General features: G+C 41.4%; 18 protein-coding genes. 5 read left to right on the top strand and 13 right to left on the bottom strand.

Going from position 1 to position 19482, the window contains the following annotated elements; genetic code table 11:
• Positions 1-281 precede the first annotated feature (281 nt).
• A complete protein-coding gene (locus BUA53_RS05220; RefSeq protein ID WP_072834193.1) occupies positions 282-1037 on the top strand; it encodes a phosphoglycerol geranylgeranyltransferase in 756 nt (251 codons plus the stop codon).
• A 61-nt stretch (positions 1038-1098) separates the two neighbouring features.
• Here BUA53_RS05220 and BUA53_RS05215 read toward each other — a convergent pair whose 3' ends face one another.
• The 3 genes from BUA53_RS05215 to BUA53_RS05205 all read right to left on the bottom strand — a co-directional run bounded on the left by BUA53_RS05215 (position 1099) and on the right by BUA53_RS05205 (position 4304).
• Positions 1099-2388: a M20/M25/M40 family metallo-hydrolase gene (locus tag BUA53_RS05215; RefSeq protein ID WP_072834192.1), complete on the bottom strand. Its 1290-nt coding sequence runs from the start codon at positions 2386-2388 to the stop codon at positions 1099-1101.
• A 61-nt stretch (positions 2389-2449) separates the two neighbouring features.
• Entirely contained in the window at positions 2450-3184 is a 735-nt protein-coding gene (locus BUA53_RS05210) for a LytR/AlgR family response regulator transcription factor (protein ID WP_072834191.1), read from the bottom strand.
• Positions 3185-3269: 85 nt separating this feature from the next.
• Positions 3270-4304 (bottom strand): sensor histidine kinase, encoded by a 1035-nt coding sequence (locus BUA53_RS05205; RefSeq protein ID WP_072834190.1) that lies wholly within the window; start codon positions 4302-4304, stop codon positions 3270-3272.
• 679 nt (positions 4305-4983) lie between these two features.
• Here BUA53_RS05205 and dxs point away from each other — a divergent pair.
• Positions 4984-6912: a 1-deoxy-D-xylulose-5-phosphate synthase gene (gene dxs, locus BUA53_RS05200; protein ID WP_072834189.1), complete on the top strand. Its 1929-nt coding sequence runs from the start codon at positions 4984-4986 to the stop codon at positions 6910-6912.
• A 237-nt stretch (positions 6913-7149) separates the two neighbouring features.
• Here dxs and BUA53_RS05195 read toward each other — a convergent pair whose 3' ends face one another.
• The 3 genes from BUA53_RS05195 to BUA53_RS05185 form a co-directional block, all read right to left on the bottom strand.
• Positions 7150-7929 carry a segregation and condensation protein A gene (locus tag BUA53_RS05195; protein ID WP_072834188.1) on the bottom strand — a complete coding sequence of 260 codons (780 nt, stop codon included), beginning with the start codon at positions 7927-7929 and terminating at the stop codon, positions 7150-7152.
• Between the two features lie 82 nt (positions 7930-8011).
• Positions 8012-8389, bottom strand: a complete 378-nt coding sequence (mscL, locus tag BUA53_RS05190; RefSeq protein WP_072834187.1) for a large conductance mechanosensitive channel protein MscL — start codon at positions 8387-8389, stop codon at positions 8012-8014.
• A gap of 43 nt (positions 8390-8432) precedes the next feature.
• A complete protein-coding gene (locus BUA53_RS05185; RefSeq protein ID WP_072834186.1) occupies positions 8433-9182 on the bottom strand; it encodes a PPK2 family polyphosphate kinase in 750 nt (249 codons plus the stop codon).
• Positions 9183-9280: 98 nt separating this feature from the next.
• On the opposite strand from BUA53_RS05185, the gene BUA53_RS05180 reads away from it, so the two are divergent.
• Complete coding sequence (locus tag BUA53_RS05180; RefSeq protein WP_072834185.1) at positions 9281-10147, top strand: DMT family transporter; 867 nt, start codon at positions 9281-9283, stop codon at positions 10145-10147.
• Between the two features lie 56 nt (positions 10148-10203).
• Here BUA53_RS05180 and frr read toward each other — a convergent pair whose 3' ends face one another.
• Positions 10204-10770: a ribosome recycling factor gene (gene frr, locus BUA53_RS05175; protein ID WP_072834184.1), complete on the bottom strand. Its 567-nt coding sequence runs from the start codon at positions 10768-10770 to the stop codon at positions 10204-10206.
• Between the two features lie 61 nt (positions 10771-10831).
• The gene (locus BUA53_RS05170; RefSeq protein ID WP_072834183.1) at positions 10832-11962 is read right to left on the bottom strand and encodes a glycosyltransferase family 4 protein; all 1131 of its coding nucleotides are present in this window, start codon (positions 11960-11962) and stop codon (positions 10832-10834) included.
• 188 nt (positions 11963-12150) lie between these two features.
• Here BUA53_RS05170 and BUA53_RS05165 point away from each other — a divergent pair, with 188 nt between their 5' ends.
• Positions 12151-12987: a transketolase gene (locus BUA53_RS05165; RefSeq protein WP_072834182.1), complete on the top strand. Its 837-nt coding sequence runs from the start codon at positions 12151-12153 to the stop codon at positions 12985-12987.
• Between the two features lie 19 nt (positions 12988-13006).
• On the opposite strand, the gene BUA53_RS05160 is transcribed toward BUA53_RS05165, so the two are convergent.
• The 3 genes from BUA53_RS05160 to BUA53_RS05150 are packed head-to-tail and all read right to left on the bottom strand — an operon-like array spanning position 13007 to position 15526.
• Entirely contained in the window at positions 13007-14230 is a 1224-nt protein-coding gene (locus tag BUA53_RS05160; protein WP_072834181.1) for an FtsX-like permease family protein, read from the bottom strand.
• 54 nt (positions 14231-14284) lie between these two features.
• Positions 14285-14680 carry a 30S ribosome-binding factor RbfA gene (gene rbfA, locus BUA53_RS05155; RefSeq protein WP_072834180.1) on the bottom strand — a complete coding sequence of 132 codons (396 nt, stop codon included), beginning with the start codon at positions 14678-14680 and terminating at the stop codon, positions 14285-14287.
• Between the two features lie 3 nt (positions 14681-14683).
• Positions 14684-15526 carry a glycosyltransferase family 2 protein gene (locus BUA53_RS05150; RefSeq protein ID WP_072834179.1) on the bottom strand — a complete coding sequence of 281 codons (843 nt, stop codon included), beginning with the start codon at positions 15524-15526 and terminating at the stop codon, positions 14684-14686.
• A gap of 202 nt (positions 15527-15728) precedes the next feature.
• On the opposite strand from BUA53_RS05150, the gene BUA53_RS05145 reads away from it, so the two are divergent.
• Complete coding sequence (locus BUA53_RS05145; RefSeq protein ID WP_245793014.1) at positions 15729-17444, top strand: ABC transporter ATP-binding protein; 1716 nt, start codon at positions 15729-15731, stop codon at positions 17442-17444.
• A gap of 43 nt (positions 17445-17487) precedes the next feature.
• Here the strand turns inward: BUA53_RS05145 and BUA53_RS05140 are convergent, their stop codons facing one another.
• On the bottom strand, positions 17488-18630 hold the full coding sequence (locus tag BUA53_RS05140) for an acyl-CoA dehydrogenase family protein (protein WP_072834177.1): 1143 nt from the start codon (positions 18628-18630) through the stop codon (positions 17488-17490).
• 59 nt (positions 18631-18689) lie between these two features.
• Positions 18690-19469, bottom strand: a complete 780-nt coding sequence (locus BUA53_RS05135) for an MBL fold metallo-hydrolase (protein WP_245793013.1) — start codon at positions 19467-19469, stop codon at positions 18690-18692.
• Between the last annotated feature and the right edge of the window lie 13 nt (positions 19470-19482).

The raw sequence follows: 19482 nt of genomic DNA, 5'->3' as shown, positions 1-19482 counted from the left end.
GAAAAATGCCACATCAGGCCTGTAGGGCAATGCGTGCTTTTACGATATAAAAAAATCTTTTTTTACCGATTTTTTTTGGCCGGCAGAAGAAAAAACACTAATTAACCTACGAACAGTTACTTAAGAAGGGATGAATCACCTGTAAGCTCTTTTTATTCCATTTTCAACTATCATTATAACGTAAAACCACACCCTTCGATTGCTATAGTTATGAATAATTACAGTGGATTAGCCTCAATGGGAAAAGTTTTGCATTTTTGCACAACATAGCCTTACGAATAATGATGCCTGTTTACCAATCGTTGCTGGATAAAAAAAAGAGCGGATATAAATCTTTCGCAGTGTTGATCGATCCTGATAAGGTTACAAAGGATTCTTTACTGGAAACAGTGCAACTGGCTGTAGACGCAAAGGTCGATTATATATTTGCAGGTGGAAGCCTGGTCATTTCAGATCACCTGGATGAATGTATCAGCCAGATCAGGGAGGCTTGCTCCATTCCGGTTCTATTATTCCCTGGCAGCCCTTCACAGATCAGTAAAAAGGCAGATGCACTGCTATATCTTTCGCTCATCTCTGGCCGAAATGCAGATTATCTCATAGGACAGCATGTGATTTCTGCACCCTTTGTTAAAAACAGTGGCCTGGAGATCATACCCACGGGTTATATGGTCATTGATGGAGGTGCAGCTACTACCGTTTCCTACATCAGCAATGCCAGCGCCATGCCTGCTGATAAACCTGAAATTGCCATGTGCACTGCCATGGCAGGTGAAATGCTCGGCATGAAGTTGATCTATATGGATGCAGGAAGTGGCGCCAAAAAGGCCATAACTGAAACCATGATCAATACTGTAGCTTCTCATATAGAGGTGCCACTAATAGTTGGTGGTGGCATTCGTGATGCAGAAAAAGCCTACCTCAATTGCAAAGCTGGTGCAGATGTTATTGTAGTGGGCAATGCCATAGAAAAAGATCCTTCTTTGATCATGGAAATGGCCAATGCGATTCATTCCGTTCCGGTAAAAATTTCCTAAAAGAATTCTCATAAAAAAAGAGACACCAATGTGTCTCTTTTCATAATAGGTGATCTTTTATTTATTTCAGGTCTTCTGTTTTTACTCTTGTTGGTGTATCAACCCCGCTGATAATTGACCGGCTGCTTGCTGCAATGGCCTCAATAATTGCAGCCATGTTTTTCATATCTAAAGTCTTCACCTCATCGCTCAACTGGTGGTAATTGGGTTCATTATCCATCTTGCTCGTAGAGATAGTATGCGCAGGCACGCCCAACCTGGCCAATGTAGCATTGTCTGACCGGTAAAATAAGTTCTGATCTGTATAAGGATCAGGATAAAAACTAAATGAAGTGCCCTTCAAATTCTTTTGAAGGATCTTACCCATATTTGTTTTTTCATAACCCGTGATATAAGCAGAATTCTTTCCCCATTTACTATCAGTTCCAATCATCTCAATATTGAACATGGCCATTACCTGTTTTGGATCGTACTGCTTTGAAAAATACTGTGAACCAAAACCACCGATTTCCTCTGCGGTAAAGGCCACAAACACAAGGGTGCGTTGATTATTATTTAATTTTTTAAAATGCTTCGCCAATAATATCACCGCCGTAGTTCCGGCTGCATCATCATTCGCACCGTTGTATATACTATCTCCCTCCTGTGGCTTCCCTACTCCTAAATGATCATAATGCCCTGAGAAGATTACGTATTCATTCTTGCGGCTGCGGCCAGGCAAAACGCCCACCACATTAGCATATTTTGATTCTTCAAAACTTTGCTCCGCCTTTATTTTGAATTCCTTTGGCTGAAACATCCCTAATACATAAATAACATTCGGAGATTCTTTTTTCTCAGATTTAAAATAAGGTCTTTTAAATCCACCAAGCCGGGCAAACATCTTATTAAAACCTGTATCTATGAATACAAGTGTGTTCTTTTTCATGGCCATTATTTCGCTTACCCGTTTCCGTATGTCCTCCCCCTCCTTTACGTATTGCACTTCATAGCCTGACTTTTCATCCATTTTCAACTCTTCTTCCTGTGATACTACAATTATATTTTTAGGATCCAGCTCGTAATCATCAATTTCACCTTTCACCGATCTCATGTTTGACCGCACCATGATAAATTCCTGCAGGTAACTGTCTCCGTTCACCGGTTGTAAACCTGTTTTTTTAAACTCGCCAGCTATAAACTGTGCCGCTCTGTCAATATCCGGGGTACCAGCTTTACGACCGCGCATATCATCAGAGGCAAGGGCAGTCTCCACACGCTGCACTTCTTTAACATTAATTACGCTACCAGTTTTCTGGGCACAGGCAATAAAACTTACACCAATGCTGAAAAGCAAAAACACTTTCTTCATAATAAGATTTTAACCAGCTTCAGATTTGAATCGGGGAACAATAATTTTTATTGGCAAAAAATCAAAGACTCATCATCTCTTTGAACTTCACGGTTTGCCTGCGACTCACTTCTATTTTCTCTCCTCCTTTTAGCTCAAGCAATAAGCCGCCATTGAAGTAGGGCTCTATTTTATCAATCATTCGAAGGTTGACAATATGTTTGCGATTGGCACGAAAGAATACCTTTTCATCCAGTCTCTCTTCCAGTGCATTCAGCGATTTTAATATCAGGGGTTTATTGGGACCGAAAAATACTTTTGCATAATTGCCTACACTTTCAAATAAACGTACCTCTCCCAGCTTAACAAACCAACATCTTTCTCCATCCTTTACAAACACCTGGTCGTTCTCATTTAAAATGCTGTTGTTCTCTGATAGCTGTTGCGGACGATCAGAAACAAAATTAGAGTTAGACCTTTTCAATTTTTCCACTGCATCCGCCAGCCTCCTGGGTTCTACAGGTTTTAATAAATAATCCAACGCGTTCACCTCAAAAGCCTTCAGCGCATATTCATCATAAGCAGTGGTAAAGATCACATGCGGAGCATGGTCCAGTTCAGACAAAAGATCAAAACCTGTCTTACCCGGCATTTGTATATCCAGGAAAATAAGATCAGGATTTTGTGTTTCTATCTTATGCAAACCTTCTTCTGCATTGGAGGCTTCATCTATGATCTCAATTTCAGGAAATTCCTGTAACAGCTTGCGTAATTCGGCACGGGCCAGGCGTTCATCGTCTATTAAAATGGCTCTCATGAAATCTGTTTATATTTTGTCCGGGTTTCGATCCCGGAATGATGGTTGATTATTAAGTGTTGCTAATTTAAACTTTTATCCATTTTCAGGCGGGTATCAGCACCTTTGCTTCTACCAGCTCTTTATTCAATTGCTGTATCTGGAATCTTGCCTTGTTACCATATAGCAGTTCCAGCCTATCCTGGGTGCTCGACAATCCAAATCCTCCATGCGAAGCCCCTCCATTCAGGTGCCCTGTATTCTGTACGGCCAGTTCATGATAATTCTCTTTAAAATCACTAATGATCTTCACCACACCACCCTTCAACTGCCTGCTTATACCATGCTTGATGGCGTTTTCCACCAGGGTTTGCAACATCATCGGGGGCACTTGTTGTCCCAGAGTATCATCATCAATTGCATATTCCACCTGAAGCCGGTCTTCAAACCGCATGTGCTCAAGCGCCAGGTAATCCTTAACAATTTTCAATTCCTCTTCAAGCGACACTGTCTCACCTTTTTCAGCCTGCAGGCTGCTTCGTAAAATATTACTCAACTCGGTGATGGCCCTGCGGGCTCTTGCCGGGTTTTCGTCTATTAATGCACGTATGCTGTTCAATGCATTGAATATGAAATGTGGATTGATATGGGCTTTGATGGTTTTTAGTTCCAATGATTTCACCAATGCTTCCAGTTGCAGCGTATCCAGTTGCTGCTTCCGGCTCTTGGCTACATAGTGATACATAAAGTATATACTGTTCCAGATGAACAATAGTACAAAGGAGGAAGAGAGATTATAAAAGAAATGCACATGAAACGGTGCAGGTTTGCCTGTAGGGTAAAAATTATAAAAAGCTTCAAAAGGTGTTTGCACCAGGCTGAAAAAAGAGGCGAATAACAAAGTTAGTATCAGCAAAAAAATGATCTGCTGGTTAATAGGCCGCAATAAAAGTGAATTTTTACGGATGATCTGGCGCATGAAATGAGAACTGATGATACCTATTTCAAGGAAAAACAACAGGCGGCACAGCATGGTGGCTTTAAATTGCCCGAAAATGAAGGCAAAGAATATATTGATAATGCCAAAAAGTCCCCAACCCACTATCTGGAAGGTCCAATATCTGTTCAGCTTAAACTGCATATACAAATTTAAAGAGGAGGCTTTGTAACAAGGTTGCGTAAATATACCAGTGGAAGATAAGTTTTACAAATGGAATAATATGTTGCAAATAAAGGTAGCTAAGCGCTACCTATCCTGGCTTATTTACCTGGCTGCTACCCAATCCCTCAAAAGTGATTGCAGATTCTTAATAAGCGCTTATAAATAAGAATCAGCACCCATACCTGTTCGATTCCAAGTAATAATTGGTTTCTAACCGCTAAACCGGTAGTTTTTCCTACCCTCAAGGTTGAATACAATAGTCAATCAGAGTAGGAGATATCCCGAGGATATCCCGAGGATAAGCCGAGGATAAGCCGACGATAAGCCGACTCTTATAGAGTCGGGATATCCTCAGTACATCTATGGCTTATGTATAGGATATAGTTGGAAAATGTTAGTATTTGAGCCCCTTCTGATCGATCGTTAATGTAAATATTGGCTTGTTTAAGGCTGAATAGCCCATTGATGTCCATTATTTACATTTTAGCTTTTGAGTTTTGACTTTTTTCATACATCTACCTGCTTCTAGTCATATCCAAAACAACGGAAATAGATTTGTTTCACATATCCAACCATATGACTCCGGTTTTGTTAACCTTTTGAAGGATGCCAACTTTTGGCAAAAAAGTAAATATTTTTACAGCTTTAAACATCCTTAATGCAAATACCTGCCGGGCCGCTTTTACAAACGATCAATTCGCCTGAGGACCTGAAAAAGGTTCCAAAGGAGCAATTACACCAGGTGTGTGATGAATTGCGTCAATTCATTGTTGACGTGGTCAGTGTTCATGGTGGGCATTTTGCAGCCAGCCTTGGCGTGGTGGAACTCAGTGTGGCCCTCCACTATATCTATAACACACCATATGACCAATTGGTATGGGACGTGGGCCACCAGGCTTACGGACATAAAATACTAACAGGCAGAAGGGACAATTTTATCAGCAACAGGAAATACAAAGGACTAAGCGGCTTCCCTAAAAGATCAGAAAGCGAGTATGATACTTTTGGAGTAGGTCACTCCTCTACTTCTATTTCTGCTGCCCTTGGCATGGCCATGGCGGCAAAATACAAAGGTGAAACAGACCGAAAGTCCGTTGCCATCATTGGTGATGGTTCTATGACAGCGGGGATGGCCTTCGAAGCTTTGAATCATGCAGGTGTGACAGATGCCGACATGCTGGTGATACTCAATGACAACTGCATGAGCATTGACCCTAATGTTGGTGCTTTAAAGGAATACCTGACCGATATTACCATCTCTCCCACTTATAATAAACTTAGGGATGATGTCTGGAACCTATTGGGCAAGCTGCCGGTTGGTAAACGCTTCACCAGGGATATGGCCAGCAAACTGGAAGCAGGCATCAAGGGAATGGTAACACGCAGCAGTAATCTTTTTGAAGCCCTCAACTTCAGGTATTTTGGACCTATTGACGGTCACAATATTACCAAGCTGGTTGATACGCTTAAAGATCTGCGCAGCATACCGGGTCCCAAGTTGCTGCATATCATTACTGTAAAAGGTAAAGGTTATGCCCTTGCAGAAAAAGACCAGACCAAGTGGCATGCACCCGGTCTTTTTGATAAGATCACAGGTGAGATCTTTAAAAAGAAATACGATATTCCCCAACCACCGAAATACCAGGACGTTTTTGGCCATTCTATAATTGAGCTGGCAGAACAGAATAAAAAGATATTTGGCATTACCCCCGCAATGCCTTCAGGTTCTTCACTCAAATTTATGATGGAGAAAATGCCTGACCGTGCCTTTGATGTAGGCATCTGTGAACAACATGCTGTTACCTTAAGTGCCGGCATGGCTACACAGGGCATGAAGGTCTTTTGCAATATCTATTCTTCCTTTATGCAGCGTGCCTACGACCAGGTGGTGCATGATGTAGCTATTCAAAAGCTGCCGGTTGTTTTTTGCCTTGACCGTGGCGGACTGGTAGGTGAAGATGGTCCAACGCACCATGGTGCCTATGATATTGCCTATTTCAGGTGCATTCCTAATATGATCATTTCTGCTCCAATGAATGAGCAGGAACTGCGCAACCTGATGTACACAGCGCAATTAGACAGTACTACACTACCCTTTGTGATCCGCTATCCACGGGGTGAAGGCGTGATGCCGGAATGGAGAAAGCCATTTGAAGAGATACAGATCGGTAAGGGCCGAAAACTACGTGACGGTAAAGACATTGCCATCCTTACTATAGGACACCCGGGCAATTTTGCAGCGGCTGCCATTCGCGAACTGCGCAAAGACGGTATTACTCCGGCACATTTTGATATGCGTTTTGCCAAGCCATTGGATGAAGAATTACTTCATGAGGCACTCAAAGAATATTCTAAAATCATCACTGTGGAAGATGGAACCATTGTAGGTGGCTTTGGAAGTGCAGTAACAGAGTTCATGGCTGAACATGGCTATAAGAACGAGCTTAGAATGCTGGGTATACCTGATCGGGTTGTTGAACATGGCACCCTGAAAGATCTTCACCGCGAGTGTGGCTATGACGAACAGGGAATAGCCAACGCAGTGAGGGAAATGGTTAAAGAAACTTCAACTGTTTATAGTTTATAGTTTTTTGTTTCTGGTTATTTAGGTCATACCTACCGGTGGGATGCAAACTTGTTGTAATGCCAGGCATCATTTACTTAGGTAGAATGTTACTATTGAGTGTTATCAACCTTTCGGCGATGTTTATTTATAAGGGGGTCTTATTGATCTAAGGCAAATTTTTTATTTGCATTTTACATTTCTTTCTCTCCTTATCAACTTTTCAACTTGTTAACCTGTCAACCAACGCTTTCCTTTTGCCTACAACAGTCTCATATGCTCTTCATCCGTTAGGCCTTCTTCAGCTTCGTTGTATTCCACAATGAAATTGTTCTTGCCTTCGCCTATCATAATACGCAGAAACTTTCCCTGGACCAGTTCCAGCATGGATAGAAATATAAAGATCGCTTGAACCCTGTTCTCAATGTTGTCAAAAACTCTTTCAAAAGATAACGTCCTTTCGCTTTGGGCCTTGGATATCAGGTCAGTCTTGCTTTGTTCGATGGAGTAATTGTAGCGGACCACGGTGTGCATAGGCTTATTAAACCTGTCGTGGTAGCGCTGCATCACGCGTTCAAATGCCTTCATCAGCTTGAACATGGTAATGGTTTGCACTTCCGTTCCTTCACTGGCTTCCTCACCAATAGAGGAAAGTTCTTTTTGAATATTTCCTCTTTTGATCATCAGCATCCTGTCGGCTTCCATTTCCGCCATGCGTGCTGATACTTCCTTATACTTTTTGTACTCCAGTATCTTATCTACCAATTCCTGCCTGGGATCTATCTCATTACCCTGTGCATCTATTTCCTTGCGTGGCAGCAGCATTTTTGCCTTGATACGCATAAGGGTCGATATGAACAGGATAAACTCGCTGGAGAGCTCAATATTCAATGATTCCTGTGAATGGATAAAATCCAGGAAATCATTAATGATCCTGGTGATGGGAATATTGTATATATCCAGTTCATCCCTTTCAATGAAGAAAAGAAGGAGGTCAAAGGGGCCTTCAAACTGGTCAAGCTTTATCTGGTAAGTACTCACGGTCAATATTTAAAAGAAAAGTCCCGTTAATAAACGGGACTGGTCAAAAATACGATTTATAGGACAAAAAGCTGGTTAATAGTTATTTCCTAAGAGAATCCCTGATCTCTATCAGGAGTTTTTCCTGCAGTGAATATTCAGGCGGAGCAGGAGCTACTTCTTCTTTCTTACGCTTCATCTTATTGATGCCCTGTATAATCAGGAATAAAACCAGGGCTACAAGTAGGAACTTGATAACTGCAGCCAGGAATTTGCCGTATTTAACAGCTCCCCACGTAAGCTTATCCAGGTCTTCGGCATGTGCAGCCTTCAAAGCAGGGGTTAAAAGAAGCGGTGTGATCACATCGTCAACCAATGAAGAAATTATGGCACCAAAAGCAGCACCTATGATAACTGCTATGGCAAGGTCTATAACATTGCCTTTAAGCGCGAATTCCCTGAATTCTTTTACAAATCCCATAATGTATAGTTTTAGTTTTACTAATATAAGCCAAATGAATAGTTTATCGAGCCTCTTCCTTTATTTGTGGATATTTCATATCCAACTTAGTTAACGCTTCTACCACTTCTTTGGCAATTACATATTCCTTATACCAGTTTTGGTCTGCAGGCACAATGGTCCATGGTAAAACATTGCAATTCTGGAAAACATCTTCATAAACCTTCATATACTTTTCCCACATGGCAGCTTCTTCAAAATCTCTCTTATTGTATTTCCACATTTTACGTGGATCTTCCAGCCTTTCTTTAAATCTTGCCTGTTGCTCTTCAGGAGATATGTGGAGGTAAAACTTAAAAACCATGGTGTTGTTATGAACAGTGAGCAGTTGTTCAAAATGGTTGATAGCCTCAAACCTTTTATTGGCTGTTTCATCATCGCACCAACCATGTACACGCGTTACTAACACATCTTCATATTGGCTCCGGTTGAAGATCTGGATCATTCCTTTTTCAGGTGCATGCCTGTGAATACGCCAAAGAAAATCATGTTTCAATTCTTCCTCGGTTGGTGCTTTAAAGGATGTAACCTGCACTCCTTGTGGGTTTAGCTGCCCAAAGACCTTATTGATAACGCCATCTTTACCACTGGCATCCAATCCCTGTAGAATAACCAGCACTGCATGCTTGCTTTCTGCATACAACAGGTATTGCAATTCATCAAAGCGTTTTACAAGTTTGGCTGTTTCACCTTTTATCTTTTCTTTATCCAGCTCTTTAGGAGCTTTTGTACTAATGTCTGATAACCGGCTCATGAAAAAGATTTATTGTATTCAAATGTAATCCTTCTGCACTTTTGCAAACTCATTACGTGGGATCATTAATATTTCAAAGGAGGAACTGATCGTATTTTATGAACAATCATAAACTAAGAAACTGGAGTATTTTCATTTTGTTATCGCTGATCTGGGGCAGTTCCTTCATTTTGATGAAAAAAGGCTCTGAAAATCTTACGGGTATTCAAATAGGAGCCTTACGGATCTTTTCGGCCGGGCTTGTATTTATTCCTTTTGCCTTATTTCATATTTCAAAAATTCCCAGGCAAAAGTTAGCGCTGGTAGTATGTTCCGGTTTATTAGGCAATTTCTTTCCTGCGTTTCTTTTTGCAATTGCCATAGAACATATTGAAAGTTCAATGGAAGGCATACTGAACTCCCTGACTCCACTTTTTGTGATCATCATTGGAGTGCTCTTTTTTAAAGCTAAAATGCCGAACAGGAAGATTGCGGGGGTACTGATAGGTTTTATTGGACTTTTAATATTGAGCTTTGCCAAAGGTTCTGTGAATTCGGTTAACCTGGGATATACATTGCTGATTTTGCTTGCCACTTTCTTTTATGGGCTGAATGTGAACATAGTAAGTCATTATCTTAAGGAAGTTGATCCTTTAAAAATGGCCACAGTTTCATTGGCCATCCTTTCTATACCTGCAGGAATAATTGCATGGCAGCAAAACGTTTTTGCTATTGCCCAATTTGATGAAGGAGCAATCTGGTCAATAGCAGCCTCAGTTTTATTAGGGGTTGTGGGAAGCGCTATTGCAACCGTATTATTTTATGGATTGATCAGGAATGCAGGAGGTTTATTTGCATCCCTGGTTACTTATGCTATTCCTATAGTATCTATTCTCTGGGGCTTGCTGGACCATGAAAATGTGACGTTGAACCAGGTAGGTTGCCTGGGCATCATCCTTGGCGGAGTATACCTGGCAAATAAATAAGCCTGCGTTTCATTCATTCGATTAACGAACAGACAAACCGCAGGCTCCTATAACTTTTAGACGACCATGATCTCTTTTTCCTTTGTTGCCAGGTGCTTATCTACCAATGCAATATATTTATCTGTAACAACCTGGATATCAGCTTCTGCATCCTTAGCAGCATCTTCACTGAGTCCATTCTTTTGCGCTTTTTTTATGCTTTCAATAGCGTCACGCCTAATGTTACGGATAGCAATCCTTGAATGTTCACCTTCACCCATGCTCCTTTTCACCAGTTCCCTGCGGCGTTCTTCAGTGAGAGGCGGAAGGAACAAACGAATGATCACCCCGTCATTTTGAGGATTGATACCTATGTTGGAGTTAATGATAGCCCGCTCAATTGGCTGCAGCATATTTTTTTCCCATGGCTGAATAGTTAAGGTGCGGGCATCCAGCACACTAATATTGCCCACCTGGCCGATAGGTGTAGGAGAACCATAATAATCAACTACTATCCCATCAAGCATTTGAGGGTTGGCCTTACCTGCACGAATCTTTCCTAATTCGGCTTCCAGGTGACTTATAGCCTTTTTCATAGAGTCTTCCGCTAACTCAAGTGTTAATGACACATCTTCTGCTGACATTCCTTACAATTTTGTAGCGCAAATCTAATAAAGGATAGAGATTTCTGATCAACTCTTTGAACTATTGCCGTGCAACAGCCACTTCATTTGAAATAGAAACTACCTTGGTAGAAGAGAGGTGCTTTTGCTCAGCACCAGGTTGTACTACCACTAATTGTGGTTTTGGTTTCCATAAATATATCAAAGCCCCAATAATGGCAAACCAGCCAAGGATCATGGTTCCAAGTAATAAAGTGGAGCCAATAGGGCGGGCAAGGAAAGCCACTACAATAAAGCTGATATTTAAACCTACGCAGGTAAGGGTAACATTACTATGATCAAGCCCCCTATCTAAAAGCAAATGGTGAATATGGTTGCGGTCAGGCGAGAAAGGTGATCTGCCTTTAAAGATCCGGATGCTGAAAACCCTCAGAGTATCCAGAAGGGGAACTATTAGTATAGAAAATCCAATAGCGACTGAAGATGTCAGTGGCAGGATAACACCCTTTGCATCTGCCGCCCCAATAAATTTGATTACCAGGATGGCATTAACCATTCCCAGGAGCAGTGAACCTGAATCGCCCATAAAAATCCGGGCAGGGTGGTAATTAAAATACAGAAAAGCCAAAAGACTGGCCGTCATGGCAAATGAAAGCATGGAATAGGCTATAAGCCCCGCCATAAAGAAATAAAAACCAAATACTGTTGTAGCCACCACCCCGAGGGATGCAGCCAACCCATCTACACCGTCTATCAGGTTAAATGCATTGATAATGACTATGATTGTAGCATAGGAAAGAAAAATACTGGCCAATTCCGGCAGGTGGTATACACCAAGGAAACCATGCATGCTATCGATACGAACATGAGCCAGGTGAACCAATATGGAGGCAGCCAACAACTGGCCGAGGAACTTTTTAGTAGCTGAAATGATAAGGATGTCATCCTTAAGGCCAAGAAAAAAGATCACCAGCGCTGAAGCAAAGAAATACTGAAAGGGGATATTATCCTTATTGGAGATCAGTAATAGCGTGGAAATAAAAAAGCCAAGGAAAATACCAACACCTCCAAGAGATGCTATGGTTTTGGTATGGAGTTTTCTTTCATCTGGCAGATCGAAAAGCTTTTTTTCATCCGCAACTCTGATGATAGCAGGCAATGCTACTAAAGTGATCATGAAAGAAACAACTCCTGTCAATAACACATTTAGCATTCAGCAGGGTTTAGGTGTGTAAATATAGGTTCCATCAGTTAAGCCTCACAATTTTTATGTGAATCCTGGTATAGGGATATCAAAGGTAATGACTTAAGCAAAATAGTTTTTATAAAAAAAGGTTGCACATTTGCAACTCCTGAATTATCCTTAAAGTGTTAACCAGGAATATTAATCTACAAATTTTTATGCCAAGTCTAGTTGAAACAGCTTCACAAGTAAGAAGAGATATATTAAGAATGGTGCATGGGGCCAATAGCGGCCACCCTGGTGGTTCATTAGGGTGCGCTGATTTTTTAACGGCCCTGTATTTCCAAGAAATGAAGCACAATCCTGAGGTTTTTGATATGGATGCAAAGGACCAGGATGTCTTTATATTGTCTAACGGGCATATATCCCCAGTTTTTTATTCTGTGTTGGCAAGGTCTGGCTATTTTGATGTGGCCGAGCTGGCTACTTTCCGTAAGCTTAATTCAAGGCTGCAAGGGCATCCCACCACTCATGAGGGTTTGCCGGGGGTTCGCATTGCTTCCGGATCCTTAGGCCAGGGAATGAGTGTTGCTATCGGGGCCGCATTAGCGAAGAAATTAAATAATGATAATACCATAGTTTACTCCTTGCATGGTGATGGCGAGCTACAGGAAGGCCAGAACTGGGAAGCTATCATGTTTGCGCCTAACCATAAGGTTGATAACCTCATCTCCACCATTGACTGGAACGGACAACAAATAGACGGCACTACTAAGAAAGTAAATGACCTGGGGGATATTAAGCAGAAATTCGATGCATTTGGCTGGCATACCCTTGAAATGGATGGTAACAACATGGATGAAGTTGTAAAAACTTTAGAGAATGCAAGGGCATTAACCGGCAAGGGTAAGCCTATTGCCATTATTATGACATCCATTATGGGAAAAGGGGTTGATTTTATGGAAAACGACCACAACTGGCATGGAGTGGCTCCAAATGATGAGCAATTAAAAAATGCTCTTGCTCAACTACCGGAAACCCTCGGCGATTATTGATAGGAAGTATTGGGCGATCTTATTCACTTCTTAAAATAAACTGCTGGGCAGCCGCCTTCCTGGCGGGGATCCAGGACGCGATCAATGCGATCACGATAACGGTTACGCTAACTAATATAAAGTCTGTATATACCATTTTAACGGGGAAATAGTTGACCATGAAAGTGTTCCCTTCCAGGGGTACCAGGTGAAACTTAGTCTGGGCTGTGCCTATAATAAAGGCCAGTAGCATCCCGGCCCCGCCTCCTAAAAAAGCAAGCAATAACCCACTGGTAAGGAATATGCGCTGTATGAAGGATCGGTCAGCCCCCAAAGCATGGAGCACACTGATATCCTGCTTTTTTTCCAGCACCAGCATCGTCAGTGCACCAATCATATTGAAAGCAGCTACCACCAATATCAGCGACAGGATGGCATAGATCATCCATTTTTCTACCTGCATTACGGAGAACAAACTAGCATTTTGCTCATAACGATTGAGAACAATGTATTGTTTACCAAGTGCATCTTTAACCATTTGCTGTACAGCATCAGCATCCATACGGTTATCAATAGCTATCTCAGCTCCACCATAGGTATCAGCATTCATACCCAGCATATTCTTCACAAAAGCCAGGTTAGTCAATGCGTATTTATTATCAAAGTCCTGCTGGATCAAAAATGTGCCGGAAGTATTGATAGTATCCACACTTAATGATTTGAACGGATCGGACAAGCTTACTTCTCCTTTCCTGGGCAGGTAAATTGCCAGGGGTACCAGGTTCCTGTCTGTCTGCACACCTACTGCACTCTCAATACCTGCTCCCAGGACTAATAAGGCATCATCGGCTGTACCGGTATTAAAATCTCCTTTTACGATCTGGTCCCTGATATTGGTAACCGCCGTATAATTATCATCCACCCCCTTCAGACTGACAATAGTCTGGTAATCACCGTTTTTCAATAAGGCCTTTTCTTCCACGACAAGTGAAACATTCCTGACACCTTTGACAGATCTTAATTTTTGAAGTTGCTCCTGGGTCAATACCATTTCTTTTCCGGAAAGAGGAGAAACTTTCAGGTCAGGATAAAATGATGAATACAATGATTTTACCAGTCCCTCAAACCCATTAAATACGCTCAATACAAGGATCAATGAAGCAGTTCCAATTACAATGGCCAGGATGCTAATCCAGGAAATGACATTAATGGAATTGGTAGATTTCTTTGCTTTAAAATATCTCCAGGCAAAAAGAAAATTCACTGCTTTGGAAGGTTTTAAGGTTAAGTTGACATGGTAGTGTAAGGGTACCGCTATTTAATCATTTTGAGCTTGACCCTCCCCTTGAGGATTTTCGCCTTCTTCTTTCTTGATCTGCTTGAACAATTCCTCCATTTTAAATACATGATCCAGGGTATCATCCAGGAAGTATTTCATTTCAGGGATACGGCGAAGCTGGTGTTTGACACGGGCAGCCAGTTCTTTTTTTATTTCCCAGGCCCTCTCCTCGATCTTTTTAAGAGCCGCCTTGTTGTCCTTTGCATTAAAAATACTAAGGTAAACCCTTGCCTCTAAGAGGTCGGGAGTAACCTTGACAGATGATATTGAAACCATGCCCCCATCAATAATGTTCAATCCAAGAAGCTGAAAGATTGTGGCCAATTCTTCATTGATCAACCCACCTATTTGTTTTTGTCGTTTATTTTCCTGCATAACTTATCTTTTTCTAATGGTACTGTTATCGGGATGTAATTCATCGATCTGTTGATTTGTCCACTTATCATATAAACTGATAAGATTCTGCTGATCTGCAAATGGCTTCCGCTTAACAGCATATTTTAAGGTCATCTTGCCATAATGGTGAATAAAGGCACCCAGGGCAATCTGGCAAGGTTTAATATCCTTATATTTCAAGGCCCTTGTTTTTGTGCGCATAAACAAGTCAAAATCGGCTTCCTGCATACGCTCATCCCAAAGACCTACAAGGTTCAGGCCATGCCTGGTGATCATGACATTATTACCAACAATGCCTTCCACAATATCCCAATGATACCTCTGAAACCTTGAAGCACAAAATTTTTCCCAGTTACCATACATCAGCCTGTGCATAAAAGAAAGGTTCCTTTTTCCAAAGCCAAAAGCCATTAATGGATTTTTTGTACGCTTCCATTTGCGGTCTATAGCTTGTGTATCCTTTTTATTTCCAAGGTTCTCAATACCTGAGGCAGACAGAACGTCCACCTGGTGCCGGTTTGAAACCTCAACTAATATCTCGTCCCATTTGGGTGATAAGACAAGGTCATTATTTAGGAAAAAGAGGTATTCGCCTTTGGATGCAGCTATTCCCTGGTTCTGGCAATAGGGATAAGAATAATTTACTTCATTGCAAATAACCGTGGCGCCAACGCCCTGGAAATATTCACGGCTGCCATCGGTGGATGCATTATCTATTATGATCAATTCAAAGGGATGAACAGTATATTTTGAGAGAGATTCGAAAAAGAGCTGGTTAAATGCTAAACCATTGTGTATGGCTGTAATGATACTGATAAGTGGCATTCCTATTATTTATATTAACACGCTTTGAGCCAGCACAGCAGGTTTTTCACGTATTTTGCAAAAGTATATAATTAATAACAGCACAGCTTTCATGAAAATTTTCTTCCGGCTCTTACAATTTTCCAAACCCTATAGACACTATATTCCTGAATATTGTATTTATATTTTCTTCTACATCATATTTGGCCTGCTAAATTTTGCCTTGATTATTCCGTTGCTTGATGTATTATTTGAAACCAAAAAACAGGCCCTGGTAACTTCCTTACCACCGTTTCATTTATCAGCTGAGTATTTCAAAGCTGCCTTTTATTACAACCTGAACTATTACATACAAACTACGAGCAAGATCAGCGTACTGGCCTATGTATGCGCTGTTATGCTTCTATTTGTTTTCCTTAAAAACCTGTTTGGATTTCTAAGCCAAAAGGTGCTGACAAGGATGCGGGTAAACCTGGTAAAGCGCATCAGGGAAGACCTTTTTTACAGGTACAGCACACAATCACTGCAGTTTTTTCATACACAAAAGAAAGGCAACCTTTTGTCGATTATCAGTAATGATGTTGGTGAAATTGAAACCACGGTAGTGAGTGCAATACAAACACTTTTCCGGGATCCACTTGTCGTGATAGCAACATTTGCGTTTTTATTTTACCTGTCGCCCCAGCTTACCTTCTTCACGCTTGTTTTTTTCCCCGTTTCTGGTTTGATCATATCGTCCATCTCCAAAAGACTTCGGAAGAAATCGCACCTGGGACAGAGCCTCTTTGGAACTATTCTAAATTTATCTGAAGAAACCATCAGTGGAATCCGCATTATCAAGGGCTTTAATGCAGAAGATTTTATCAACAGGAAGTTTTTAACAGAAAGCGATAAACTAGCACGTACTACCAAATCCATTACTAACCAAAGAGAACTTGCATCACCATTGTCTGAATTCCTGGGTGTTACAGTGATAGTAGTGATCATTATTTATGGAGGCTACCTGATCCTGGAAGGAAGAAGTAATATGACTGCATCATCCTTTATAGCCTATATCGGGTTTTATTACCAGATCATTAATCCTGTCAAAAATATTTCTGTTGCAATAACTAATCTTCAAAGAGGCCTTGTAGCCGGAGAGCGGGTATTAAACATTTTAGACGAACCGCAAAGGATAAAGGAAAAGGAAAATGCTTTGCCTGTACATGCATTCAACCATTCCATTCATCTAAAAAACATTGGTTTTTCCTACATGCACGAGAACGTGTTGCACAACATAGACCTAACTATTGCAAAAGGAAAGATGATAGCTCTTGTTGGAGAAAGTGGAGCCGGTAAATCAACATTGGCAGACCTGGTTCCTAGATTTTATGATGTTACTGAAGGAACCATTTTGTTGGATGATACAGACATTAGGGATCTTAAAGTTCATGATCTGCGCTCATTGATGGCTATTGTTTCGCAGGAAGCCATTCTTTTCAATGATTCGGTGCTTAACAACATCACTTTTGGTAATACCATAATTGACAGGGAGAAAGCCATTGCAGCAGCAAAAGCAGCTAATGCCCATAATTTTATTGCCGAACTCGAAGAAGGTTATGATACTATGATCGGTGACAGGGGCATGCGCCTGAGCGGTGGACAGCGACAGCGTCTAACCATTGCGCGGGCTATTTACAAAAATGCCCCAATACTGATAATGGATGAAGCCACATCTGCATTGGATACAGAAAGTGAAAGATTGGTACAGGATGCCATTAATAAAATGATGGAGAACCGTACTTCTATTGTTATTGCTCACAGGCTATCTACCATCAGGCATGCCGATGAGATCATTGTATTGCAAAAAGGAGTCATTGTTGAAAGGGGAACGCATGAACAACTATTAGACAAGAAAGGATATTACTATAAGCTGGTGCAGATGCAGGAAGTTAAATAATAAAGCCCTGGCATTATGCCAGGGCTTGGACTTTGATCTATTATCAGGCTTTTAATACTTCTCTTGAAATAACTAGCTTTTGAATTTCACTGGTACCTTCCCCGATGGTGCATAATTTAGAATCCCTGTAAAATTTCTCCACAGGGAAATCTTTGGTATAGCCATAACCCCCGAATACCTGAACGGCATCATTGGAAACTTTTACTGCCACTTCACTTGCATAATATTTAGCCATAGCCGCTACCTTAGTTACAGGCTCATGGCGGTTTTTCAGATCGCAGGCTTTTAATGTTAAAAGATCTGCTGCCTGAATCTCGGTAGCCATATCTGCCAGCTTAAAGGAAATGCCCTGGAAGGACGAAATAGGTTTATCAAACTGGTGGCGTTCCTGTGCATACTGAACAGCCGCTTCATAGGCTCCTTTAGCTATACCTAACGAAAGGGAGGCTATTGAGATCCTACCGCCATCCAGAACTTTCATAGCTTGCTTAAATCCTTCACCGACTTCGCCAAGGCGGTTTGCATCTGGAATGATGCAATTTTCAAAGATCATTTCTGCAGTTTCAGATGCCCGCATGCCAAGTTTATTCTCTTTTTTACCTCCACTGAATCCAGGTGTTCCTCTTTCCACCACAAAAGCTGTAGCGTTATTCTTTTCTCTTGGTTCTCCTGTGCGACAAATAACCACAGCAACATCGCCTGTACGTCCATGAGTGATCCAGTTCTTGGTCCCGTTAATTACCCAATTATCGCCTTCTTTCACAGCCGTGCATTTCATATTTCCTGCATCGCTACCGGTATTAGGTTCTGTTAATCCCCAGGCGCCTAACCACTCAGCTGTGGCCAGCTTTGGCAGGTAATGTTTTTTTTGTGTTTCGTTGGCAAATAAAAGTATATGGCCGGTACACAATGAATTATGTGCAGCCACACTTAAGCCAATAGAACCATCTACCTTAGCTATTTCTTCAATGATTGTTTTGTATTCAAAATAAGAAAGTCCAGCACCACCATATTCTTCAGGCACCAAAACTCCCATCATTCCCAATTGACCCAACTGTTTAAATATCTGTAATGGAAATTCCTGGCTTTCATCCCAATCCATAACATGGGGCTTGATATGTTGTCGGGCAAAATCACGGGCTGTATGGGCCACTTGTAGCGTTAATTCGTTCGGTTCAAAATTCATGTAGCAAATCGTGTTAAGGGTGACAAATGTAAATGAATAGTTTGTATGAAACATGTGCTTTAGACATGTATGACCAAACCATCGTAAGCCAGGTGCCTGTTTTCGGGCAAGAGGCTTTCTACTTCAGCATGCCGGCCGAGCTGGTGAGAAATATGGGTGAAGTATCCCTTTTGGATTTGCAATTTATCCACCATATGAACTGCCTCATTGAGGTTATAGTGAGAGATATGCTTTTCTTTTCTAAGGGCATTTAACACCAGCACTTCACTGCCCCAGATCTTTTCCATTTCAGATTCCTCGATCATGTTCGCATCAGTTATATAAGTGAACTTCCCGAAGCGAAAACCATATACAGGCATTTTCAGGTGCCAAACCAAAACAGGGGTCACTGGTATATCACCTATAATAAATGGTTCCAGATTGATGGTGTTCAACTCCAGGTTGGGAACACCAGGATACTTTTTATCGGCAAAGGCGTATGCAAATTCCCGCATCAATCCATCTATGGTCATTTGATTGGCATAGATCTGCATGGCCTGCTCCTGGAAGAAATTATAGGCTCTTACGTCGTCCAGGCCAGCAATATGATCCTTATGTGGATGGGTAAATAAAACAGCATCAAGTGTTTTTACATTTTCTCTTAACATCTGCATCCTGAAATCGGGAGTAGTGTCCACCACTAAAGTGGTATCCTCGGATTGGACCAATATACTGCTCCGAAGTCTTTTATCCTCTTTTGCCGGTGATGTACAAACCTCGCAATCGCAGGCAATCATGGGAACTCCACTGCTGGTACCAGTGCCAAGAAACGTTATTTTTAACGGGGGGCAATGTTGCACAGACAATTGTTTA

The sequence above is a fragment of the Flavisolibacter ginsengisoli DSM 18119 genome (assembly GCF_900129295.1).
Classification (GTDB): domain Bacteria; phylum Bacteroidota; class Bacteroidia; order Chitinophagales; family Chitinophagaceae; genus Flavisolibacter; species Flavisolibacter ginsengisoli.
This window is presented reverse-complemented; position numbering and strand designations above follow the sequence as displayed.